The sequence below is a fragment of the Pseudofrankia coriaricola genome (assembly GCF_001854805.1).
Taxonomy (GTDB): domain Bacteria; phylum Actinomycetota; class Actinomycetes; order Frankiales; family Frankiaceae; genus Pseudofrankia.
On sequence record NZ_MBLO01000258.1, the window covers coordinates 102,599 to 124,235 of the forward strand.

The following is a 21,637-nucleotide window of genomic DNA, read 5'->3' on the forward strand; positions in this document are numbered from 1 at the left end:
AAACAGTGACCTCGCTATCCACGTCCACTCTGCGCGTGCTGGATCTGACCGACGACCTCGCGTTCCAGGCTGCTCGGCTCCTCGTCGGGCTGGGGGCCGACGTCATCCGCGTCACCGACCGTCCGGCGGTGCCCCTCGGAACAGCGGACCACCTGCACTGGCACGCCGGAAAGCGCGTCTGCCGGTCCGCCGATCTGGAGACGGTCCTGGTCAGGCTGCTGCCCGACGCCGACATCGTCCTCGAGTCCGGTCCGGTCACCACGTTGCGGACACTGGGCCTACGAGACGCCGACCCGGATGCGTGGAGCCGGGTGTCACACGTCGTCGTCACGCCGTTTGGCCTCACCGGGCCGAGAAGCACCTGGCTGGCCGATGACCTCGTCGCGACCGCAGCCGGGGGCATGGCCTGGCTCGGCGGCGACCCAGGTCAGGCACCGCAGCCACCACCCCGACAGCAGGCCACCCAGCTGGCCGGGACCCACGCCGCCATCGCGGCGCTGCTCGGGCTCGTCGCCCGCCGGCGCACCGGCCGGGGGCAGCTGGCCGACCTCTCGGTACAGGAGGCCGTGGCCGCCACGCTGGAGACCGGCGCCATCTCGTGGATCCACGCCGGCACGGTCCCCGGCCGTACCTCCGGCGTGTACGGGCACGTCGCCCATCGGGTCTTCGCGGCGTCGGACGGCTATCTCGCCGGCGGCTACTCCGGAAGCAACCGGATGTGGGACGACCTGCTCGCCTGGATGGACGAACAGCGCGCGGCCGAGGACCTCACGGAGCCGCGGTGGCAGGATCCCGTGCTGCGCTGGGAGCGGCGTCCGCACGTCGACGACGTTGTCGGCCGATTCGTGGCGCGGCACACCGCTGAAGACTTCAGCCAGGAGGCGCGCCGCCGTTCGCTTCCCTGGGCTGAGATCGTCTCACCCGCTCGTCTCCTGGAGAACCCGCAGCTTCGCGACCGCGAGTTCCTCGTCGACATCGAGACGTCCGTGGGACGGGTGGCCGACGTCGGGTTCCCGTTTGCCTCCCGGGCGCTCCCGCGCCCGGTCCGACTCGATGAGCCCCAGCACGTCGGCGCCGACGTTCGATGGCTCGACGGTCCCGAGGCAAGTCCGCACGGCCCGCCGCGGATCAGGCGGCGGCTGGTCAGCAACCGGCCCGGCGACGACAAGGCCGGCGGCGCGCCCGGGCAGGCCCTGGACGGAGTGCGGGTACTGGACCTCACCTGGGTGCTCGCCGGGCCATACATGACAAAGATCCTCGGTGAGCACGGAGCGGACATCATCAAGGTCGAGTCGGCCCATCGCCAGGACCCGACCCGATTCGCTCCCTCCATGCGCCTGCGCCCCGGCGCCTCCCACGACGAAAGCGGCTACTTCATCAACTTCAACCGCGACAAACGGAGTCTCGCCCTCAACCTCCGCAAGCCGCGCGCGCAGGAGATCCTGCGACGGCTCGCCGCAGAGGTCGACGTCGTGGTCGAGAACTTCAGTCCTGGCGTCCTCGCCCGCTGGGGCCTTGCCTATCCAGAACTAAGCAAGATCAACCCGGACGTCATCCTGGTGTCCATGGCGGGCGTCGGACAGACCGGGCCCTGGCGTCCGGCAGTCACGTTCGCCGACACCCTGGCGGCCATGTCGGGGCTGACCTACGAGACCGGCGGCGAGGGCCGGGCTCCCCAGGGACTCACCTTCGGCCTCGGGGACATGGTGGCCGCGAACGCCGCCGCGCTGGCGGCGCTGGAGCTGCTGTATGCCGGCCACGGCGGGCACGTTGACCTCTCCCAGCTCGAGGCCATGGCCGCACAGCTCGGACCGGCCCTCGTCGAGAGCAGGCTGGGAGGCACTCGGCGTCACGCCGTCCTGCCCGACGTCCTCCGAACTCGCGGCGACGACCGCTGGATCGCGATCGGTTCGGCGGCGCCGGAACTTCTCACCACCGCCCTGAAGATCGAACGCGAGGCCGACGAGCATACCGATTTCGCCCGCATGATCAGTACCGCGGTGGCGGAGCGCGACGCCGACGAACTCGCCGCGCAGCTACAACAGCTGGGAGTCCCGGCCTACCCGGTGCGAGACGGGCGCGACCTGGTGGAGGCCGACGAGCAGCTGGCGGCTCGGGGCTTCTACGTCGACCTCGAACACCCACTCGTCGGGAAGGTGGCACACGAGGGGGTCGTCGCCCATCTGAGCGAGACACCCGGCGCCATCCGGCGGCCAGCCCCCCTGCTCGGCCAGCACACCGACGAACTGCTGGTCGAGCTGCTCGGCCTCGGCCCGGACGAGCTGCGAACTTTGCACGACGAAGGGGCGCTGGAATGACACCGTCGAGCACCGAGACCGAGACCGGTACCAGTCCAGTCCGGCAGGAGGCGGGATTCCGGATCGAGCGCCGCGGGCCCGTGGCCACCCTGGTGATCGACCACGGGCCGGTGAACATCGTCGATCCGGGCCTCATCGCGCGACTGATCGAACACCTGCCCGCCATCACCCAGGACCCAGCAGTGCGCTGCATCATCGTTCGCGGCAAGGGAAAGATCTTCGTCGGCGGGGCCGACATCTCCGTCATGCGGCGCCTGGACCCCGACATCTACCAGGCGATGCGCCGCTGGGTTGACGTCCAGCGCATGCTGGAGCTGGCCGCCAAGCCGGTCATCGCCGCGCTCAATGGTCATGCCCTCGGCGGCGGCGCGGAGCTGGCCCTCGCCTGCGACCTGCGCATCCTGAAGGCGGGTGCGACATTCGGGTTTCCGGAGTCCAACCTGGGGATCTTCCCGGGCGCCGGCGGATCGCAGCGGCTGCCCCGGCTGATCGGCCCGCACCGGGCGAAGCGCCTGATCATCGACGGCACCCGGCTCGCCGCCGAGGAGGCGCTCGCCTGGGGCCTGGTCGACATGGTGGCGGGAGACGACTTCGACGCCGTGGTCGACCGCGAGGCCGACCGCCTCGCCTCGCGGCCCACGGCAACCATCGGTCTGATCAAGCAGGTCATCGACCAGGGGTGGGGACTGCCCATGGACGAGGCGATGGCGGTCGAGGAACAGCACGTCCTGCGGAACCTTGAGCTGGCGGACGCCGCCGAGGGCCTCCAGGCCTTCCTGGACAAACGGCCCGCCCGCTTCACCGGCCGCTGACCGCGAGCATCAGTTGATCAAACCGGTGGCCGCGACGTTGCGGGTTACCGCGGTCAGCGCGGCGGCGAACTTGTTGACGTCGGCCCGGAAAGCCGGGGCGGTGATGGAAAGGGCGGCGAGAAGCAGGCCGCTGCCGCCGAAAAGCGGCACGGCGACCGAGCAGTAGCCCGTCCTCGTCTCCTCGTGCTCGGTGGCATGGCCATTCGCGCGCACCCTGCGTAGCTGCTCGGCGAGAACTCCGGGAAGGACGATCGTCGAGGGTGTCATCCGCCGCAGGCCCGTGGCAACGACGTCGTCGAGCAGCGTCGGTGGGTTGTAGGCGAGGAGCACCTTGCCGGTCGCGGTGCAGTGCAGCGGCATCCGGCCGGCGATCCGTGACGGCCGCGTGGTCTGCCGCACACCGGTGATCTTCTCGAGGTACAGCACCTCCAGGCCGTCGAGAACGGCCAGGTGGATGGTCTCCCTGGTCGCGAAGTGCAGACTCTCCATGAACGGACGAACCGCGTCCCGCAGGACCCGGAAACGCGGGACCCGGCTGCCGAGCTCGAACGCCCGCATCCCCAGCCGGTACTCCTGTCCGGACCGCTCCAGCATCCCCCAGCTGAGCAGCTCCTGGGCAAGGCGATGGACCGACGCCTTGGAGATGCCGGTGCGGCGCGAGAGTTCTGACAGCGACAGGTCGACATCCTCGATCTGGAACGCCTCGAGGATCAGGCGCGCCTTGCCCAGCACGCTGTTGGCCCCATCGCCGAGGCCCTCGCCGTACCCGCTCGAGCGCATCTCTGTCACGTCAGTCGATCTCCTGCCGCGGCGGCACGTCCCCGTCAACCAGCCCTAGAACGGTGCGCACCAGGACCTCGGTCAGTCGGCGCATCTCGCGTAGGTCAACGAGGTTCATGCCCCGGGTGAAGTCGACCGGTCCGCCGTCCGGGGCGACCACGACCTTGGGCATCCCCACGCGAGCCGTCGGAACGCCCCGCATACGCAGGATGTTGGCGTCGGTGGCCCCGCTGTTCGCCAGGACCCGCTCGTGCCGCGCACCGGCGACCGCTTCCCAGGCCGCGACGGCGGCCCGGACCACGGGGGCGTCCGGCGGGGTCCGGCTCGCCGGGATGGCCGCCACCTGCTCGACCCGAAGGTCCGCGCCGAGCTCGCGCCCGATCCGGGCCAGTTCGCGAGCCACTTCCCGCACCACCCCCGGCGGTGTCTGCTGCGTCGTGATGCGCAGGTCCAGCCGTATCCGCACCATTGCCGGGGTCGAGGCCGCCAGTCGTTCGAAGCCGCCCTGGATGGACGAGACGACCCCCTGCGGCTTCATTGTGGCGTGCTCGTGCCGGCCTGCGTAGCCCTCCAACCAGGACTCGAGCCGGCTGGCGACCTCACCGGCGACGGCCACCGCGTTGCGGTACGGCAGCCGGTGGCGGCTGCCGACATAGGTGTGGATGCCGGGGACGAGGACGTCCAGCCACACCAGGCCGACCTCCTCGTGGGACACATGCCAGCCCGGCTTGGCGATCACGGCATGGTCCGTGGTGAATCCCCGCTCGAGCAGGAAGCCGGCACCCACGCCGTGGCCGGTGTTGGCCCGGCCGCTGGCGCCGGCCCCGTCGACGGCGAAGCTGGGCATCCCGCCGGCCCCGAACCCCGCGACCACGTCACCCGGCAGCGCGACACCGGCGGCCGCCAGGGCCTCGCATGCGACCATGACGCACGCCGCGTGCCCCTTCGGGTTCCCGGCGCCCAGACCTTCCACCAGGTGACCGTGCACGGTTGCCCGCGCCAGCATGTCCGTGCGCATGACGGGCCCGGCCCAGGGCAGGTCCCGCTCGGGGTCACCGGTCGTGAACGTGTCCAGCGGCGCGTACAGGAGAACGGAGGGCCCGTCCCCTCGACCCGGGAGGACGCCGACCGCGTTCGCCTGCCACGGGTCGAGGCGCTGTATCCGCGTCGTCAGCCCACGGCCCGCCAGTTGCGACGAGATCCACTCGGCCAGCGGAGCTTCGTGACCGGTCGGGCTCGCGATGCCGACGACACCGCGGACGGCTTCCTCGAGGAGGTCACGGGTGGCGAACTGCATGACCCGGGCGACGAGCTTGTCGTCCGGTCCGGTCCGCGCCGTCATGGGACGCTCTCTCCACGCTCAACGCCCCTGGCCAACAGCTCGGCCGAGGCCAGGAACCGGACCGACACGGGCCGGAGGTCGCCGATGGTTCCCGTGAAGGTGTCGCCCTCGGCGATCGGCACCATGGGGCCGAGGGCGCCAGTGAGGACGGTCTCGCCCGCCCGCAGCGGCACTCCCTGGGCCTGGGCCGTCGCTGCCAGCCAGGCGAGAGCGTGCAGCGGGTCGCCCAGGCATGCCGCACCGGTGCCGGCGGAGACGACCGTGCCGTTCCGCCGCAGCTCCATCTCCATGGTCCGCAGGTCACGGTCCCCCAGCTGCTGGTAGTCCGAGGAAATCACGTACACGCCGGACGACGCGTTGTCCGCGATCGTGTCGACGATCGTGATGTCCCAGCCTTCGATGCGGCTGTCCACGATCTCGAGCGCGGCATGGACGGTCCCGACCGCCGACCTGACGTCCTCGAGGGTCAGGTCGTCGCCGTCCAGGTCGGCGCGCAGGACCACGGCCAGTTCGGCCTCGATCAACGGCTGCAGCAGGCGGCTGGTCGCGACCGCCGCACCATCGTTGACGTGCATGGTGTCCAGCAGGACCCCGGAGTTGGGCTGGCTCACGCCAAGCTGGCGCTGCACGGCGGGTGAGGTCATCCCGATCTTGCGCCCCACCGGCCGGGCACCGCTGATGAGCTGGAGCTCGGTGACGTGACGCTGGACCGCGTACGCCGTGTCCAGGTCCATCTCGTCGATCAGGTCACGGACGGGAGGGCACGATCGCCGCAGCGACCCGGCCAGGCGTAGCCGCTCCGAGGCCTGCTGGACCACGGCAGGGACCGTGCTGGGAGCTGCCATTTTCCACCTCGTTCATCGGACTGGCTCATCGGACTCGTTCGTCGACGTCACTCAAGGGCAGGTGGGACGATCACGGCGCGACCTCCGACCCGGCCGGCGGCGAGCAGATCGATCGCCCGGCCCGCTTCCTCCATCGGGAAGCTCTCCACGCCCAGGGTCAGGTCGCCGCTCACGAGCATCTCCGCGAGCGCGTGAGCGTGTTCGCGGGCCGCGACTTCGCGCCGAATCATGTTGACGGGCAGCAACGCGACATCGTCGAGCAGCCAGTTCGGAAGATGGATGTCGATGTCGGTACCGGCCACGTACCCGACGAGTACGGCCCGGCCACCGGGGCGGACCCACGTGCAGCGGCCCGGCAGGTCGGCGCCCCCCACCGTGTCGACGAGAAGTGTCGCGGTGCGGTCCTTCGCCAGGGCTGCCAGCCGATCGGCTTGATCAGCCGCGATCGCCTCGGCGCCCGGGGCCACAAGCCCGCGCTGCTCCTCCCGGGCGACCAGGCCGATCACCGAGCACCCGGCTCGCAACGCGAGCTGCACCACCATCGACCCGACCGCACCGGCCGCACCCGCGACGACCACCACCTCGTCGCTGGTCTTCTCGACCCCCTCGACACCCCAGGCGCCGATCCGGCCCACCTCGTGCAGGGCGACGTGGGCCGTCGTGGTCGGAACGAAGAAGCAGGCCCCGAGTTCGGGCGACAGGCCCTCCACCGCCGGAACGAGCGTCTTCGACCTGGTGACGACATACTCGGCCCAGGTGCCGCCGCGGATCAGGCCGAGGCCGCCACCGCGCAGGAGGACGCGGGTGCCGGGCTCGAGCGCATCGGACTCGACCACGACGCCGCAGCCTTCGACCCCGCCGACGTAGGGCAGCTCGGGCTTGATGGTGAAGTTTCCGCTGGCCACGGTGAGATCGAGGTGGGCGACGGCCGCCGCCTCGACCCTCACCAGGGTTTCGCCCTCGCCTCGTCGCGGTACCGGTACGTCGTCCACACGCAGGGGACCTCCCCACCCGTGGACGCGCACGGCGCGCATCGTCTGCCCGGTCATGACACCGCGGGATGCTTGGCGAGGAACTGGAGGCTGAGGTCGTTGTAGCGGTCGGCCTGTTCGTGCTGCGGCCAGTGCCCGCACTCGTCGAAGAGCACGAGTTCCGAGCCGGCGATCGCCTCATGCATCGCGTTCGCCTCCGGCACCTCGCCGAACGGGTTGTTGCGGCCCCACACGACCAGCGTCGGCACGGTGATCTGGGCCAGGTCCTCGGGTTGCAGAAGGTTGCGCAGCCGGGTCTGGAGGTCCTGCAGGCACAGCAGGTTGTCGAGGTTGGCGACGAAGTCGGGCTGGTGGTAGATCGCGTGTCGAACCGCGACAAGCTCCTCGGTCGCATCCGCGGGATCGTTCATCAGCAGGCGCAGCCGACTACGGGTGATGTCGACATCGTCCGATTCGACCGCTCTACGCGTGCTGGTGCGGATGCGTGCCATCACCTCCGGATTGGCCACCGTCCCGCCGGCGCAGAGCAGTTGCAGCGAGGCGACCCGGTCGGGATTGTCCATCGCCGTGCGGGCACCGACCCAGCCGCCCAGAGATTCACCGACAATGTGCGCCTTCTCCACCCCGACGGCGTCCAGATAGGCCAACAGGTGGTCGCGGTAACGCGGGATCTCATGGGGATAGTCGGGCTTTCCTGAATATCCGTGGCCGAGCATGTCGATGGCGTGGCAGGCGTAGCTGGCGGCGTGCGCACGGATGTTGCGCATGAACGCCTCCAGGTGACCGCTCGTGCCATGAAGGAAGATCACGGCCTCGCCGGAGCCGGCGCGCAGCGCGCGGGTCGGGATCCCGCCCGCACGCACCGTGGTCAGGCCGAAGTCGAAGCCGGCCAACTCTGTCCAGATGGTCCGGGCAACATCGTCAGTGGTCACGTTTTGCTCCATCATCCATGGGTGGACGCTCCAGGTGCCGCGCGATTCTGGTTGATGCGGTGCACCTGCGTGTTGCTGCGGGCCAGCAGCCTGGGCAGCGCGTAGGCAGCGGCGGCGCCGACGACGAGCAGGGCGAGGAGCTTCTTCATCGGTGTCCTGAACTGGCGGGAGGGATTCATGGGTGGTCGACGGAGCGGAGGAAGCCGTCCACCACGGCGTGGTATGCGGCGGGGCGCTCCTCCTGGAGATGGTGTGAGACGTGGTCCATGACGTGGAGACTCCCGCGCTTGACCATCCGCGCGAGCATCATCGGATAGTCGGGGGTGAGGAATGCGTCCTCGCGGCCCCACATGAACAGTGTCGGAGCCTCGATGAGAGCGAGTTCGTCGGTGAGGTCCTGCCAGTCGCCGCGCGGGGAGTCCGACCTGGCGGCGAGTTCGCGTTCGCCCTCGTCGAGGCTCTGTCGCCAGCGCATCTCGACGGTTTCCCCGGGGAGCCGGTCCGGGTCGTGCCACTCGAGCCTGCTGATGAGGTCACGCATCTTCTCCCGCGTCGGGCCCGTGCCGCCGTAGTAGACATCGCGCGCGTTCCGGCCGCGCCGGCCACCCTCAGGAAGCGGCGCCAGTGGCCCGTAGAACACCGGCATGCTGCCCGTGATCACGAGCGAGCGAACTCGTGCGGGGTGGCGGGCAGCCAGGCAGAGGGCGATGGTCCCGCCCCATGAGTTACAGATGAAGTCCGCGGTCCCGATTCCGAGAGCGTCCATCAGGGCGACGGTCTTCGCGGCATGGAAGTCCCACATGGGCCCGGAGATATGGCACTTCTCGGACTGTCCGTACTGCAGAATATCCACGATGACGCAGCGGCGGTCGACCGCGAAGTAGGGAGCGACCGGCCCGAAGTCGCTCCAGCCCGTGCAGCCCGGGCCTCCGCCGTGGAGGAAGATCGTGTCCGGCCCCGAGCCGAGCTCAAGATAGTGGTACTGGACTCCGCTGGCCGCGGCGAACCGGCTGGCGGGCATCGGGCCCGCGGCGGGCGAGGCGAGTCGGTCAGCGGCGTCGGTGGCAGTCTTCACAGGGATCCCCCTCCGCAGAGACGTTCGGACGGCTCGATGAGAGCGACGCCCATACCCGTCAGCCATTCGGGCATCGGCGAGTAGACCAGCGCCCGGCCGGGCTGGAAGCCCAGGGCGGACGCCATCACCAGCCAGGTCCGCAGCTCCTGGCCGCCGTTGCCGGCAACGGCCTCGATCTCGCCGCTGCTCATAGATGCGTAGCGGCGCAGCTGTCCTCGTTCCAGGTCGGCGAGGAACTGCTTGTCGAACTCGGCGCGGATAGCGGGTTGGGCCGCGACGATGATCTCGCGCCGCCGCTTGTCATAACGCTCCCACTGACCTCGGCCGTTGAGCCATGCCTCGACCAGGAACGCCTCGTCAGCGCCCGCTGGGGCACTCCAGTCACTCGGCCAGGGCAGCCGGTGCGACAGGCCGCCGGAGGCAATGACCACCACCCGCCTGTCGCCGCCGACGCGACCAGCCGCATTCGCGATGTTGCCACCCAGCTCGACGCACCGAGAAAGCTTCGGCAGCGGTGCCGCGAACACGTTCACCACCAGCGGCACTACCGGTATGTCGATGCCGTCCAGGAGGTACTGGATGGCATGCGACTGCCCGTGGTCGATCTGCAGCCGAGCGGAGACGGCGACCTCCGTGCCGGCTTCGACGAGCTCCGCCGCAAGGGATCTCGCGAACTCCGGGTCGGTCTTCTGCGGGCCTGCCGGCGTGCCGGCCTCACCCGACGCGATGACCTCACCGACGCCCATCGTGAAGGCCGGGATGAGGTCCAGCCAGAAACCGCGGAAGTGATTTGATCCGACGATGACAGCCACATCCGGTCGGACCCGCGCGATGTTGTCCCGGGCCGCCATGAGCGCCACCCGGAAAGCCTCGGCGCGATCAGTGTGCACGGCCTCGTCCCAATGCGTGTTCATCAGGGTGGAGTGGGAGGCGCCCACACCCAGCACGATCGACGACATCGAGGCCGTCAGCTCTCGCCCACGGTCCGCGCGCCGGATCGGTCCGCCGTCGCGACAACAGGGTCCAGGCCCTTCTCGCGCAGCGCCGCGAGGCGGTCCCTGGCGGTGTTGTCAGCGAGCTTGCGCCACTGCAGCAGCGAGTCGTCCGGACGGTAGAGCTTCTCCGGGGGCGCATCGGTCATCTCGACCATCCACTTGTCCTGCGCGGAGAACTGCCCGTGGAAGAGCCAGCGAACGGCGCCGAGATACTTGGCGTAGAACGGGAGCGTCCGGAGGCCCTTTTTGAAGTCAGCCAGGACGCCGACGTACAGGTGGTGGTCGCGATCCACCGACACATAGAACTCGTAGTGGATGAAGGTCGGGTAGACGATCCGCAGCATACCCGGCATACTCACGGACGCGAACCCGGGAAAGTCCTGCGCGGCGATCACCGGGTTCACCGCGCGGTGCGAGGTGGTGTTTCCGACGTTCTTCGTCTCCCTGGGTGGCTTGAGCTTGTACCAGGCCTGGCCCGACCAGCGACCCAGACCAGGAAACTCCGCTTCCCAGAACTGCTCCTGCTGGACGCGGTAGATCCAGCGGCCGCGCCGTACAATTTTGGTCGTGTTCCACACCGGCATTGGCTTGAACAGCCGCCACAGGGAAGTCCGGTGCAGGTACTTGGCATGGCCCTCGTCATAGCCGTTCTCGCACGCAAACCGCCAGTTACCCGGGCGAGGCTGGATACGAGCACCCACTACCGCCGCCTTCCCGACGAGCTCTTCCGGCAGTTGGTCGTCGATCGAGTGCGGTTCCTCGCCGTCACCGACGAAGACCCAGACCATGCCGAGGCGCTCCTCGACGTCGTATGTCGGCTGGGTGACCTTGCCGCAGATCGGCGACTGCGGGCCGTCGGTGATGGCGGCTTTGAGCTCGCCCGTCTCCAGATCGAACGTCCAACCGTGGTACACGCACGAGACGGTGCCCGGGAACTGCTTGTTGCCGAGACTCAGGGGCACCCCGCGGTGCGGGCAGCGATCCTTCATCCCGAAGACCTTGCCCTTGTCGCGGATCACGAACAGGTCCTCGCCGAGCAGGGTCACCTTGCGCGGCTTCTCGCCAACCTGGGAGGAGAAGCAGACGGGGTACCAGTAGCCGCGGAAGCCGGCCTCGGCAGCCTGGTAGTGCGGCCAGGTCGACCAGTCCTGACGTCCCGGGAGCTCGCCCGCCCGGTGTCCCGCGCCCCTCGTTCTGGGCGACCTGGCGGTGCGGGCCTCGGGCGCCTCGACCCTCGGGTGCACGGACTCGTTCATGTCTGCTCCACGTCTGGCTCACGGCAACGGACGCATGCGTCGAGTACACGACGTGCTGGATTCAGCGAGCAGACCACCGAGCGCGGAGCGAGGACAAGATCACTGGTTCGCCTGACGGAACCGAGGCCGACTCTCCGCCGCCCAGCCGAGTCACCCGTCTCAGGTTTCGTTCAGCGGTCCGGCTGAGGCGACCCGTTCCGAGCGGCGACCTACGTTCGGTCGCGAACGGCTCCATCCCATTCCGTCGTGCCGCCGCGGACGAGAGGTTCACCAGGCGGGTTCCGCTCGGCCAATGGGGAACCCCGGGTGACATCGCGCACGCGGCGCTCTTCCTGCTGGCGGCGGAGTCCGCCTGGACGACGGGCGCCGCCATCCACGTAGACGGCGGCTACAYGGCCCATTGACCCAGCCCTCCGAACCGCGAACAGGAGCATGCGATGACCATCACGGCTTCCGCCGTCCCCCCCGCCGACTCACCTCGATCCTCGGGGCTACGGCGCGCGTATGCCGACACCCGGTTCGGTCAACTCCACTACGCCGAACAGGGCACAGGGGCCACGATGCTCCTGCTCCATCAGACACCGCGCTCACACGACGAGTTCCGGGAGGTACAGCCGCTCCTGGCGACCGGCCACAGAGTGATCGCGATGGACATGCTGGGGTTCGGAATGAGTGCTCCCCTGCCGCGGCCGCAGACTATTGAGCAGCTGGCGCAGGGAGCGTTTGCCCTGCTCGACGCCCTCGGCATCGCTTCTGCCGTCCTGATCGGGCACCATACGGGGGCGGTCGTAGCGGTCGAGATGGCGGCGAGCGCACCGGGGCGGGTCGATGCGCTGGTGCTGTCCTCCAGCCCGTGGACGAACGCGGACTACCGCGCGTCCCACGCCGACGGGCCGGGGGTCGACGCGGCCACGGTGGCGGAAGACGGCGCTCACCTCCTGGAACTCTGGTCGTTGCGACGGCCCTACTATCCCGCCGGCCGGCCGGACCTGCTCGACCGTTTCATCCGCGATGCCCTGGCCCCAGGGGTCGACCCCATGGAGGGGCACCGTGCCTGTGCCCGCTACCTCATGGAAGACCGGATCCCCCTCGTCACGGCGCCGGTCCTGCTGATCGGGGCCGAGGCGGACCCCTTCGCGCTCCCTGCTGTCGCCAAGCTGCAGGCGAATCTCGTCAACGCCCGCTCGGTCGACGTCACGGTCATTGAGGACGGCACCATCCCCCTGATGGAGCAGCAGCCCGAGCGGGTGGCTCAGCTTGTGACCGACTTCCTCGGCCGCTTGGGCTTCCTCGGCCGCTAGGGCTGTGACCACGGCGTCCACGCCATCGATCGGGCTACGTGGGCCGCGACCCACCCTCAGTCGTAGGCGCCCCGGCGAAGCGGGATGCTACCCGGCGAGCAGCTCGCGGACGGCCGCGGCGCCGGCGACCGCCTCCAGCGGGTCGTCGGCGACGGCGATCAGGCACACGTCGCGCGCGCCGGCGGCCGCATAGGGCGCGAGGAACTCCGCGACGTCCTCGGGCTGCCCGGCCGGGCACCAACGGGCGAACCGTTCGAAGGGCAGGGCGTACAGCCCCTCCATCTCGGCGGCCAGCGTCGCCGCGGCGCGTCGCGGGTCGTCGCCGAACCCGCACCAGACCTGTAGCCCGTGGCGCCAGGCGGGCGTCGCCCGCCCCGCGTCGGCGGCGATCGCCTCGACCTGCCGTACTGCCTCGGCGAACCGGGCGGCCGAGACCCAGACTCCGAGCCAGCCGTCGCCGTGCAGCGCGGCCCGGCGCAGCGCCGCGTCCGACCGTCCGCCGACGATGATCGGCACAGGTCGAACCGGCGCGGGGCGGACAGCCACTCCGGACAGCGTGAAGAACCGGCCGTCGTGGTTGACCGGCTCGCCGGTGAGGAGCCGACGCAGCACCGTCAGCGCCTCGTCGAGCCGGCGGCCCCGGGTGGCCGGGTCGACACCGAGCGCCTCCACCTCCCGTCGGTCCTCGCCGCCCACCCCCACGCCGAGGGTGAGGCCGCCAGGGGCAAGGGCGGCGACGTCGACGACCTGGCGGGCTACGGCGACGGGATGGCGCAGCGCCAGCTGGTAGACCGACACCGCCACCCGCGCCCGGCGGGCGAGCACGGCCAGGGCGGCGGCCTGGACGAGGCCGTCCCCGCCCTGCCCGCCGTGGAAGGTCACGTGGTCCCCCACGGCGAGCAGGTCCAGGCCGGCGGCCTCGGCACTGTCCACGGCCGCCCGCAGGCGGCCAGCGGCGAACAGGCCGCGCGGGACCCGCAGGCCCACGCGAAGGCCGCCCGGTGCCGCGCCGGCTGCGGCCGGCCTGGTCGACGTGGCCACCGGGTCAGGCCATCGTCAGGCCGCCGCTGACGGACAGAGTCTGGCCGGTCGTGTAGCCGGCGCCGTCCGACGCGAGGAAGACGACGGCTGGCGCGATGTCCTCGGGGGTGGCGATCCGGCGCATCGGGACCGCCTTCGCCAGGCCGTCATAGAGCTTCTGGCTGACGGCGGCGACCTGGTCGAGCAGCGCGGTGTCCGTCGGCCCGGGGCAGACGCTGTTCACCGTCACGCCGTGCCGGGCGACCTCGCGGGCCAGGGCCTTGCCGAAGGCGATCACTCCGCCCTTGGAGCCGCTGTAGACGACCTCGCCCGACGAGCCGACCCGGCCTGCGTCCGAGGCGATCATCACGACGCGACCCCAGCCGCGTTCCACCATCGCGTCGAGCACGGCCCGGGTCACCCGGATCGTGCCGAGCAGGTTCACCGAGACGATGCGGGCCCACTCTTCCTCGGTGGACTCGAGGAACGGCTTGATCACATCGACGCCGGCGTTGTTGACGAGGACCTCGACGGGGCCGAGAGCCCCCGTCACCCGTGCGACGGCGGCGCTGACGCCCGCCGCGTCGGTGATGTCGACGCCCACGCCGACCGCCCGGACGCCGTGGCGCTCGGCGAGCCCGGCCGCCACCTTCCCGGCCGCGTCGGCGTCGAGGTCGAGCACCGCCACGTCGTGGCCCGCCGCCGCGAGACCGTCCGCGATAGCCGTGCCGATCCCGCGCGCCGCGCCGGTCACCGCCGCCGTTCGACCCATCGTCGTTCCCCTCTCGTCTCGCCACCGCCTGGCTGGCCCGCCCGCTCAGCGCGGGCGGGCCAGCCAGGCGGCCAGACTTCCAACGAATTCGAATTAGTATGTTAATTTACCTGTTAGCGAGCGACGAGGACAGCGGTCGGATCGCACCGGCTCGCATCGGCCCGAGCCGCGCATGGACGGAGGAGGTCACCGTTGGTGCCTGAGCCCCAGCTCCCGCCGGTCGTCGACCCGAAGGAGTTCGCCGGCCGGGTCGTGCTGGTCACCGCGGCGGCGGGCGGCGGCATCGGCGAGGCGACCGCGCGGCGGTTCGCCGCCGCGGGCGCGACCGTGGTCGTCACCGACGCGCACGCGCGGCGCACCGAGGCCGTCGCCGCGCGGCTGGCGCAGGAACACCGCCACGCCACCGTCGTCGGCCACCCGCTCGACGTCGGCAATCGTGCCGCGATCGACACGGTCGTCGAGGCCGTGCTCGCCGACCACGGCACGGTCGACGTACTGGTGAACAACGCGGCCTTCAACCGGATGGGCGGGCACTTCGACTACGACCCGGCCGACTGGGACCGAGCTCTCGAGATCAACCTCAGCGGGCCGTGGTACCTGTGCCGGCGGCTGCTGCCGGCGATGCGCGACCACCAGCGCGGGGTCGTCGTCAACGTCTCCTCCTACGCCCCCGACGTGGGCGGCAACGGCTTGGAGAGCCCATACGCGATCACCAAGGGCGGCCTGAACGTGCTGACCCGGTCGGTGGCCCACGAGGGCGGGCCCTTCGGGATCCGGGCCGTGACGGTGGCGATGGGGGTGGTCCGCGGCACCCGGTTCATCGACCAGCATCCGGAGATCCTCGAGGACCCGGGCAACCGTGGGCCGCTGCCGTGGATGCCGACAGTGGACGACATCGCCGAGACCATCGCCTTCCTCGCCAGCGACCGCGCCCGCTGCGTCACCGGCGAGTCGGTCAACGTGGCCAGCGGCGCCTACATGCGGGCCTGACCTCGGCGAGCCGGCCGGGGAGCCCGGCCTACGACAGCCGTGCACGGCAACGACGAGGGAGGCAGCGTGAAGGGACGGGTCGCGATCGTCACCGGCGGTACCCGCGGCCTCGGGGCCGCGGTCACCGAGCTGCTGCTGGCGGGCGGGGCGCACGTGGCGGCCGTGTACGCCGGCGACCATGACAGGGCGCGGGCGCTGCGGGATCGGCTGGCGGACACGGGCGGCTCGGTGAGCCTGCACCCGGGCGACGTCGGCGACCGCGGGTTCGCCCGTGCGCTCGTCGCCGAGGTGGTCGCCACCCACGGCCGCCTCGACCACCTGGTCAACAACGCCGGCGTCCTGGTGGAGAACAAGGCCGCCCAGCTGACCGCCGACGAGTGGGACCTGGCGCTGCGGGTCAACCTGTCCGGGCCGTGGTACCTGGCGCAGGCGGCGCTGGAGCCGATGGAGCGACAGCGGTTCGGCCGGATCGTCAACGTCGGCTCGGTCACAGCCCCGATGGGCCACCCGGCGCAGGTCGGCTACGGGGCGGCGAAGGCGGGACTGGCGGGGCTGACCCGGTCGCTGGCCCGCGCCGTCGCGCGCAAGGGAATCACCGTCAACCTCGTCGTCCCCGGCGTCTTCGAGACCGACATGACCCACGCGATGGCGCCTTCGTCGCAGGAGGCCATCCGCGGCCTGATCCCGATGGGCCGCCGCGGCGACCCGGCGGAGCTCGCCCACGCCGTCGCGTTCCTGCTCGACGAGCGCGCCAGCTACGTCACCGGCTCGGTGGTGACCGTCGACGGAGGTCTCAGCATGGGCGCCTGACCTGCCCGCACCCGATCCGCCGAACGGGCGCCCATGCCCGCGCCACCTGTTCCCACGCGTTCCGAGGAGACCCGCGGATGCCGAGCGACACAGACTCGTTCGTCGAGGAGGCGCGTGCCTTCCTCGACACCCACGCGACCCGGCGTACCGGCGGCGGCCAGGCCGTCCAGTGGGGCGTCGGCGACGACCAGGTCGCCTACTTCAGCGCCGACCCACCGGACGTCGACGCGGCCAGGGTCGCCGAGGCGAAGGCCTGGCAGAAGGTCCGCCACGACAACGGCTTCGGCTGGATCACCGGCCCCGCCGAGTTCGGCGGCCGCGGCCTGACCTCCGTGCACGACCTGGCGTACGACGCCCTGGAGGCCGAGTACGACGTGCCCGACACGTCGGTGCTCTCCCTGATCGGCCTCGGGATGATCGGGCCGACGATCCTCACGCACGCCCAGGAGCACATCCGGCGCCGCTACCTGCCCGCGATGTACGCCGGCGACATCATCGCCTGCCAGCTGTTCAGCGAGCCGGGCGCGGGCTCCGACCTCGCGAGCGTGCGGACGAGCGCGGTCCGCGACGGCGACGAGTGGGTCCTGAGCGGCCAGAAGGTCTGGACGTCGGTCGCCCAGCACGCCGCCGTCGGCCTGGCGCTGTGTCGCACCGACCCCGACAAGCCCAAGCACAGAGGCATCACCGCGTTCCTCGTCGACATGGCGGCGCCCGGCGTCGAGATCCGCCCGCTGCGCCAGATGAGCGGTGGCGCCGACTTCAACGAGGTGTTCCTGACCGACGTCCGCGTGCCGGACGACCACCGGCTCGGTGACGTCGACGGCGGCTGGGCCGTCGCGCTGACCACGCTGATGAACGAGCGGGCCAGCGTCGGGGGCGAGGGCGCCGCCGGCCCCGCCGGCCGCGCCGTGTCCCTTCCGTTCCTCGCCGAGCTGCTGCGCGCGAACGGGCGGCTCGACGACGCCGCCGCGCGCCGCGAGCTCGCCGGCCTCTACGCCGAGGTCGCCGCCACCGATTACCTCAACCACCAGTCGCTGCGCCGGGCCAGGGCCGGCGAGCAGCCAGGCCCGGAGGCGAGCGTCTCCAAGCTCATGTACGCCCGCAACCTCACCCGCGGCGCCCACTTCGCGGCCGAGGTCGTCGGCCCGCGCCTCGTGGCGGACACCGGCGAGTGGGGGACGTTCGCGTGGGCCGAGCTGCTGCTGGCCACCCCGGCGCTGCGCATCCTCGGCGGCACCGAAGAGATCATGAAGAACATCCTCGCGGAGCGGGTGCTCGGCCTGCCGAAGGAACCGGGCATCGACACGAAGTCGCCGTTCCGGGAGCTGCGCCGCTCGGGAAGGGGCGAATCATGACCGGCGACCTCGACGTCGCGGACGGGCGGATCGGGGAGGCGGAGCTCGAGGAGCTGCGCGCGGCGACCCGGGACTTCCTCACGGCCAAGGCCGATGAGGCGGCCGTGCGCGCCGCCGCGGCCTCCGACCGCGGCTACGACGAGAAGGTCTGGGCGCAGATGGCCGAACAGCTGGGTCTGCAGGCGCTCGCGTTGCCAGCCGAGCACGGCGGCGACGGCGCCGGCATGACGGCGCTGTCCGTCGTGCTCGGCGAGCTGGGCCGGGTGCTGTTGCCCGCGCCGTTCTTCTCGTCGGTCGTGCTCGCCGGGACGGCACTGGCCGCCGCGGGCGATGCCGACGCCGCCAGGCGGCTGCTGCCCGGCATCGCGGCCGGCACCACCCTCGCCGCGCTGGCAGCACCCGGCCGCGACGGCGGCTGGGACCTCGACGGAGCCGACGCGCGGGGCGGCCTCGCCGTGGCGGCGGAGCCGGGGCAGTGCGGCGTCACGCTCGACGGCTCGGCGCCGCTCGTCGTCGACGGCGCCGGCGCGGATGTCGTGCTCGTCGTCGCCGCCGGCCCGGCCGGCCCGACCCTGTGCGCCGTCGACGGCACAGCGGTTGGCCTTACAAGGACTTCGCTGCCCACCCTCGACCTCACCCGTCGGGTGGCTCGGCTCGACTTCTGGAGCACCCCGGCGACGGTCGTCGGCGAGCCCGGCGGCGCGGCCGGCGTCCTGCGCCGCGTCCTCGACGTGGCGACCGCAGCGCTGGCCGCCGAGCAGGTCGGCGGCGCGCGGGCCTGTCTCGACGCCGCCACCGCCTACGCCAAGGACCGGGTGCAGTTCGGCCGGCCCATCGGCACCTTCCAGGCCGTCAAGCACAAGTGCGCCGACATGTTCACCCGCATCCAGGTCGCCGACGCGGCCGCGCGGGAGGCCGCCGCCGCGCTCGACGGCGCCGCCGGCGCGCCCGACCCGGGGGTGGCCGCCGCCGTCGCGCACGTCGTCTGCTCGGAGGCGTTCATGGCCGTCGCGGCGGAGAACATCCAGGTCCACGGCGGCATCGGCTTCACCTGGGAGCATCCCGCCCATCTGTACTTCCGCCGCGCGAAGTCCTCCCAGCTGCTGTTCGGCGGCCCGGCCGTCTACCACGAGCGGCTGCTGGCCCGCGCGGGCATGTGAGGCGCCGGTGAACGCCTCGGGAGGACTCGACGTCGGCCTCTACTTCGACCTGCGCAACCCGCCGCGGTGGCGGCGCGACCCGGCCCGGATGTACGCCTTCGCCCTGGAGATGTGCCAGGAGGCCGAGCACCTCGGCGCCCACTCCGTCTGGCTGACCGAGCACCACCGGTTCGACGACGACTACCTGGCCGCGCCCCTGACGTTCGCCGCGGCGGTCGCCGCCCGGACGTCCCGGGTGCGCATCGGCACGGCCATCGTCGTCGCGCCGCTGCACCATCCCGCCGAGATCGCCGAGCAGGCCGCGATGGTCGACCTGGTCTCCGGCGGGCGGCTCGACCTGGGCATCGGCGCCGGCTACCGGGTCCCGGAGTACGCCCTGTTCGGGGCTTCCATGGAGCGCCGCTACGCGCAGACCGACGAGCGGGCGCGCGAGATCCGCCGGCTGTGGGGACCGGGCGGGGTGACGCCCCGGCCGGTCCAGGAACGGCCGCCGATCTGGATGGGCTACCAGGGCCCGCAGGGGGCGCGGCGCGCCGGCCTGCTCGGCGAGCCGCTGCTGTCGGCGGACGCGGCGAACTGGCCGCACTACCGCGCCGGGCTCGTCGAGGCCGGCCACGACCCGACGGCCGGCCGGATGGCCGGCGGCATCCAGGCCTGGGTCAGTGAGGACCCGGAAGCCGACTGGCCGGTCGTCGCCCCCTACCTCGCCTACCAGCAGGACTCCTACCGCCGGCACATGGTCGAGGGCACCGGCCAGCCGGTGCCCAGGCCGCTCGACCCGGACAAGTTGCGGACCCGCTCCGCCCGGATCCTCGGCTACTTCTGGTGCGACACACCGGAGGGCATCGCCGGGCGCATCTTCGACCATGTCGGCGACGCCCCGGTCGAGACGGTCTTCCTGTGGGCATCCGTCGGCGGCCAGCCCGAAGACGCCGTCGCCCGCCATGTCCAGACGATCTGCACCCGGCTCGCCCCTCTCCTCGCCGCCGGACCGGTCACCGGAAGGAGCGCGCCCCGTGCCGATGACGTCACAAGCGCTGTGGACCGCTGACACGGCCATCGACCTGCTCGACTGCTCCATCGGCGACCTGCTGGCCGAACAGGCTCGCGCGACTCCCACCCGGCCCGCCATCCTCTGGGAGGACGGGCACGACCTTCGCCAGCTGACCTGGATGGACCTCCACCAGGCCGCGGCCCGCGGCGCGCGGTGGCTGCTGGCACGGACACGGCCGGGAGCACGGATCGCGGTGTGGGCGCCGAACAGCGTCGGCTGGGTCGTGCTCGAGTACGCCAGCGCGCTGGCTGGGACCGTCCTCACGCCGCTGAACCCGGCGCTCGTCGACGCCGAGTGTGAATACCTGCTGCGCGCCGCCGGGACGACGCTGCTGTTCACGGTCGCCGGCTCGGCCGGCAGACCGCTGCTCACCCGCGCGGACCAGCTGCGTGACAGCCTGCCGGCGATCCGGGCCGTGGTCGACCTGGAGGCGTGGGCCGCCAAGATCCTCGCCACGACCGACACCGGTGCCGCTCCCCCACCGGTTCAGCCGCGAGCGCCCTTCCTCGTCCAGTTCACCTCGGGCACCACCGGCCAGCCGAAGGGCGCGCTCCTGGACCACCTCGGCGCGCTCAACAGCGCCCGGTTCTCGGCGCTGGCGATCGATCCGACCGACGGGGAGGTCTGGTGCACGGCGCTGCCGCTGCACCACGTGGGCGGCTCCGTGTCGACCGTCCTCGGCGCGCTCGCCGTGCGGGGCGCCTACGTCGTCGCGCCGACGGCCGAGCCCGGGGCGCTGCTGCGCCTGCTCGCGCGCAGCCGCGCGACGCACACCGGCTTCGTGCCGACCGTGCTGCAACGACTGGTCGCCCACCCGGACTTCGCGAACACGGACCTGAGTGCCCTGCGCACGATGATGGGCGGCGGCGCCTCACTGCCGCCGGCGCTGGTGCGGGACCTGGAAGCTCGCCTCGACGCGACGGTGCTCATCGGCTACGGCCAGTCCGAGTCGGTTTCGATCACGCAGACCTCACCCCACGACAGTGCCGAGGACAAGGCCACGACCATCGGACGGCCGCTGCCGCGGCGGGAGGTCCGCATCCGCCGGATCGACACGGCAACCGCCGATGACTCGGGCGACATCGCCGCGTTCGACGAGGTTGGCGAGCTGTGCACTCGCTCCCCGCTGACCATGACGGGCTACCTCGCCGGCCCCGAAGGGGACATCGAGGTGCTCGACGCCGACGGGTGGTTGCACACCGGCGATCTCGCGTCAATGGACGCCCGCGGCGTGCTCACCTACCGCGGCCGCCTCCGGGAAATGATCATCCGGGGCGGCGAGAACATCTACCCTCGCGAGATCGAGGAAGCGCTACTCACCCACCCGGAGATCGCCGAGGCCGCGGTCGTCGGCGTCCCGGACCCGCTGTGGGGTGAGCAGGTCGCCGCGTTCGTCCGCCCCGCCCCCGGGGCCGCCCTGACCGAGGACGAGCTGCGGGCCCACGCCCGCCAGGTGCTCGCCCCCTTCAAGGTGCCGGTCGTGTGGCGCCAGACGACCAGCTTCCCGATGACGGCCTCGCAGAAGATCCGCAAGAACATCCTGCGGGACGAACTCGACGCGGAGCTCGCCCAGCAGCGGCCGGCCGGCTGACCAGGCCGCGGGCCTGGCCTGGCCCCCGGCTGGACAACGCCCTTGTGGCGCGCCAAGCGACGACTGCCGCCAGCACTCTTGCAGATGTTGCGATTGTTGCGGCCGACGAACTGACCCAGCTGACCCAGGAACTGGGGTTGTGCTGACCGATGACCTTCACGGTGGTCTACGACGCCAACGTGCTCTACCCGAACGCGTTGCGCGACCTGCTGATCAGAATCGCCCAGTCGGGGCGGG

General features: G+C 71.5%; 21 protein-coding genes. 10 read left to right on the forward strand and 11 right to left on the reverse strand.

Going from position 1 to position 21,637, the window contains the following annotated elements:
• Window positions 1–5 precede the first annotated feature (5 nt).
• Window positions 6–2,318: a CaiB/BaiF CoA-transferase family protein gene (locus BCD48_RS37995; RefSeq protein ID WP_083419812.1), complete on the forward strand. Its 2,313-nt coding sequence runs from the start codon at window positions 6–8 to the stop codon at window positions 2,316–2,318.
• Window positions 2,315–3,130, forward strand: coding sequence for an enoyl-CoA hydratase/isomerase family protein (locus BCD48_RS38000; protein WP_083419813.1), 816 nt, complete (start codon window positions 2,315–2,317; stop codon window positions 3,128–3,130). The genes BCD48_RS37995 and BCD48_RS38000 overlap by 4 nt, the downstream gene beginning before the upstream one ends.
• Before the next feature lie 9 nt (window positions 3,131–3,139).
• Here BCD48_RS38000 and BCD48_RS38005 read toward each other — a convergent pair whose 3' ends face one another.
• The 9 genes from BCD48_RS38005 to BCD48_RS38040 are packed head-to-tail and all read right to left on the reverse strand — an operon-like array spanning window position 3,140 to window position 11,347.
• Window positions 3,140–3,910, reverse strand: a complete 771-nt coding sequence (locus BCD48_RS38005) for an IclR family transcriptional regulator (protein WP_071053271.1) — start codon at window positions 3,908–3,910, stop codon at window positions 3,140–3,142.
• A gap of 10 nt (window positions 3,911–3,920) precedes the next feature.
• Window positions 3,921–5,252: a M20/M25/M40 family metallo-hydrolase gene (locus BCD48_RS38010; RefSeq protein ID WP_071053226.1), complete on the reverse strand. Its 1,332-nt coding sequence runs from the start codon at window positions 5,250–5,252 to the stop codon at window positions 3,921–3,923.
• Window positions 5,249–6,097, reverse strand: a complete 849-nt coding sequence (locus BCD48_RS38015) for a 2-keto-4-pentenoate hydratase (protein WP_071053227.1) — start codon at window positions 6,095–6,097, stop codon at window positions 5,249–5,251. Before BCD48_RS38015 ends, BCD48_RS38010 begins: the two co-directional genes overlap by 4 nt.
• 47 nt (window positions 6,098–6,144) lie before the next feature.
• Complete coding sequence (locus BCD48_RS38020) at window positions 6,145–7,146, reverse strand: quinone oxidoreductase family protein (RefSeq protein WP_198543567.1); 1,002 nt, start codon at window positions 7,144–7,146, stop codon at window positions 6,145–6,147.
• The gene (locus BCD48_RS38025) at window positions 7,143–8,021 is read right to left on the reverse strand and encodes an alpha/beta fold hydrolase (RefSeq protein WP_198543568.1); all 879 of its coding nucleotides are present in this window, start codon (window positions 8,019–8,021) and stop codon (window positions 7,143–7,145) included. The genes BCD48_RS38020 and BCD48_RS38025 overlap by 4 nt, the downstream gene beginning before the upstream one ends.
• Window positions 8,022–8,032: 11 nt before the next feature.
• Window positions 8,033–8,170: a hypothetical protein gene (locus BCD48_RS51740; protein WP_157910615.1), complete on the reverse strand. Its 138-nt coding sequence runs from the start codon at window positions 8,168–8,170 to the stop codon at window positions 8,033–8,035.
• A 26-nt stretch (window positions 8,171–8,196) separates the two neighbouring features.
• Window positions 8,197–9,096 carry an alpha/beta fold hydrolase gene (locus tag BCD48_RS38030; protein WP_198543569.1) on the reverse strand — a complete coding sequence of 300 codons (900 nt, stop codon included), beginning with the start codon at window positions 9,094–9,096 and terminating at the stop codon, window positions 8,197–8,199.
• Window positions 9,093–10,055, reverse strand: coding sequence for a DODA-type extradiol aromatic ring-opening family dioxygenase (locus BCD48_RS38035; protein WP_071053229.1), 963 nt, complete (start codon window positions 10,053–10,055; stop codon window positions 9,093–9,095). The genes BCD48_RS38030 and BCD48_RS38035 overlap by 4 nt, the downstream gene beginning before the upstream one ends.
• An 8-nt stretch (window positions 10,056–10,063) precedes the next feature.
• Entirely contained in the window at window positions 10,064–11,347 is a 1,284-nt protein-coding gene (locus tag BCD48_RS38040; protein ID WP_071053230.1) for an aromatic ring-hydroxylating oxygenase subunit alpha, read from the reverse strand.
• A gap of 233 nt (window positions 11,348–11,580) precedes the next feature.
• Here BCD48_RS38040 and BCD48_RS56105 point away from each other — a divergent pair, with 233 nt between their 5' ends.
• Window positions 11,581–11,751 carry an SDR family oxidoreductase gene (locus tag BCD48_RS56105; RefSeq protein ID WP_349308078.1) on the forward strand — a complete coding sequence of 57 codons (171 nt, stop codon included), beginning with the start codon at window positions 11,581–11,583 and terminating at the stop codon, window positions 11,749–11,751.
• Window positions 11,752–11,907: 156 nt separating this feature from the next.
• Window positions 11,908–12,648 carry an alpha/beta fold hydrolase gene (locus BCD48_RS38045; protein ID WP_241842318.1) on the forward strand — a complete coding sequence of 247 codons (741 nt, stop codon included), beginning with the start codon at window positions 11,908–11,910 and terminating at the stop codon, window positions 12,646–12,648.
• 87 nt (window positions 12,649–12,735) lie between these two features.
• On the opposite strand, the gene BCD48_RS38050 is transcribed toward BCD48_RS38045, so the two are convergent.
• Both BCD48_RS38050 and BCD48_RS38055 read right to left on the reverse strand, forming a co-directional pair.
• The gene (locus BCD48_RS38050) at window positions 12,736–13,689 is read right to left on the reverse strand and encodes an LLM class flavin-dependent oxidoreductase (protein ID WP_083419814.1); all 954 of its coding nucleotides are present in this window, start codon (window positions 13,687–13,689) and stop codon (window positions 12,736–12,738) included.
• A 4-nt stretch (window positions 13,690–13,693) separates the two neighbouring features.
• The gene (locus tag BCD48_RS38055; RefSeq protein WP_071053232.1) at window positions 13,694–14,440 is read right to left on the reverse strand and encodes an SDR family NAD(P)-dependent oxidoreductase; all 747 of its coding nucleotides are present in this window, start codon (window positions 14,438–14,440) and stop codon (window positions 13,694–13,696) included.
• Between the two features lie 195 nt (window positions 14,441–14,635).
• Here BCD48_RS38055 and BCD48_RS38060 point away from each other — a divergent pair, with 195 nt between their 5' ends.
• The 6 genes from BCD48_RS38060 to BCD48_RS38085 all read left to right on the forward strand — a co-directional run bounded on the left by BCD48_RS38060 (window position 14,636) and on the right by BCD48_RS38085 (window position 21,400).
• Window positions 14,636–15,430 (forward strand): SDR family NAD(P)-dependent oxidoreductase, encoded by a 795-nt coding sequence (locus tag BCD48_RS38060; protein WP_083419821.1) that lies wholly within the window; start codon window positions 14,636–14,638, stop codon window positions 15,428–15,430.
• A gap of 66 nt (window positions 15,431–15,496) precedes the next feature.
• Window positions 15,497–16,240 carry an SDR family NAD(P)-dependent oxidoreductase gene (locus BCD48_RS38065; RefSeq protein ID WP_071053233.1) on the forward strand — a complete coding sequence of 248 codons (744 nt, stop codon included), beginning with the start codon at window positions 15,497–15,499 and terminating at the stop codon, window positions 16,238–16,240.
• A 77-nt stretch (window positions 16,241–16,317) separates the two neighbouring features.
• Window positions 16,318–17,595, forward strand: a complete 1,278-nt coding sequence (locus BCD48_RS38070; RefSeq protein WP_071053234.1) for an acyl-CoA dehydrogenase family protein — start codon at window positions 16,318–16,320, stop codon at window positions 17,593–17,595.
• Complete coding sequence (locus tag BCD48_RS38075; protein ID WP_071053235.1) at window positions 17,592–18,755, forward strand: acyl-CoA dehydrogenase family protein; 1,164 nt, start codon at window positions 17,592–17,594, stop codon at window positions 18,753–18,755. Before BCD48_RS38070 ends, BCD48_RS38075 begins: the two co-directional genes overlap by 4 nt.
• 7 nt (window positions 18,756–18,762) lie before the next feature.
• A complete protein-coding gene (locus tag BCD48_RS38080) occupies window positions 18,763–19,806 on the forward strand; it encodes an LLM class flavin-dependent oxidoreductase (protein WP_071053236.1) in 1,044 nt (347 codons plus the stop codon).
• On the forward strand, window positions 19,778–21,400 hold the full coding sequence (locus BCD48_RS38085) for a class I adenylate-forming enzyme family protein (protein ID WP_071053237.1): 1,623 nt from the start codon (window positions 19,778–19,780) through the stop codon (window positions 21,398–21,400). Before BCD48_RS38080 ends, BCD48_RS38085 begins: the two co-directional genes overlap by 29 nt.
• The last annotated feature ends 237 nt before the right edge of the window (window positions 21,401–21,637 follow it).

Bases quoted from the DNA above. Each gene is read 5' to 3' on its own strand.
- BCD48_RS38055 (WP_071053232.1), bottom strand. From the start codon at position 14,440: ATGGGTCGAACGGCGGCGGTGACCGGCGCGGCGCGCGGGATCGGCACG.
- BCD48_RS38005 (WP_071053271.1), bottom strand. From the start codon at position 3,910: ATGCGCTCGAGCGGGTACGGCGAGGGCCTCGGCGATGGGGCCAACAGC.
- BCD48_RS38045 (WP_241842318.1), top strand. From the start codon at position 11,908: ATGCTCCTGCTCCATCAGACACCGCGCTCACACGACGAGTTCCGGGAG.
- BCD48_RS38070 (WP_071053234.1), top strand. From the start codon at position 16,318: ATGCCGAGCGACACAGACTCGTTCGTCGAGGAGGCGCGTGCCTTCCTC.
- BCD48_RS38085 (WP_071053237.1), top strand. From the start codon at position 19,778: ATGACGTCACAAGCGCTGTGGACCGCTGACACGGCCATCGACCTGCTC.
- BCD48_RS38010 (WP_071053226.1), bottom strand. From the start codon at position 5,252: ATGACGGCGCGGACCGGACCGGACGACAAGCTCGTCGCCCGGGTCATG.
- BCD48_RS51740 (WP_157910615.1), bottom strand. From the start codon at position 8,170: ATGAAGAAGCTCCTCGCCCTGCTCGTCGTCGGCGCCGCCGCTGCCTAC.
- BCD48_RS38075 (WP_071053235.1), top strand. From the start codon at position 17,592: ATGACCGGCGACCTCGACGTCGCGGACGGGCGGATCGGGGAGGCGGAG.
- BCD48_RS38015 (WP_071053227.1), bottom strand. From the start codon at position 6,097: ATGGCAGCTCCCAGCACGGTCCCTGCCGTGGTCCAGCAGGCCTCGGAG.
- BCD48_RS38040 (WP_071053230.1), bottom strand. From the start codon at position 11,347: ATGAACGAGTCCGTGCACCCGAGGGTCGAGGCGCCCGAGGCCCGCACC.
- BCD48_RS38035 (WP_071053229.1), bottom strand. From the start codon at position 10,055: ATGTCGTCGATCGTGCTGGGTGTGGGCGCCTCCCACTCCACCCTGATG.
- BCD48_RS38020 (WP_198543567.1), bottom strand. From the start codon at position 7,146: ATGACCGGGCAGACGATGCGCGCCGTGCGCGTCCACGGGTGGGGAGGT.
- BCD48_RS38000 (WP_083419813.1), top strand. From the start codon at position 2,315: ATGACACCGTCGAGCACCGAGACCGAGACCGGTACCAGTCCAGTCCGG.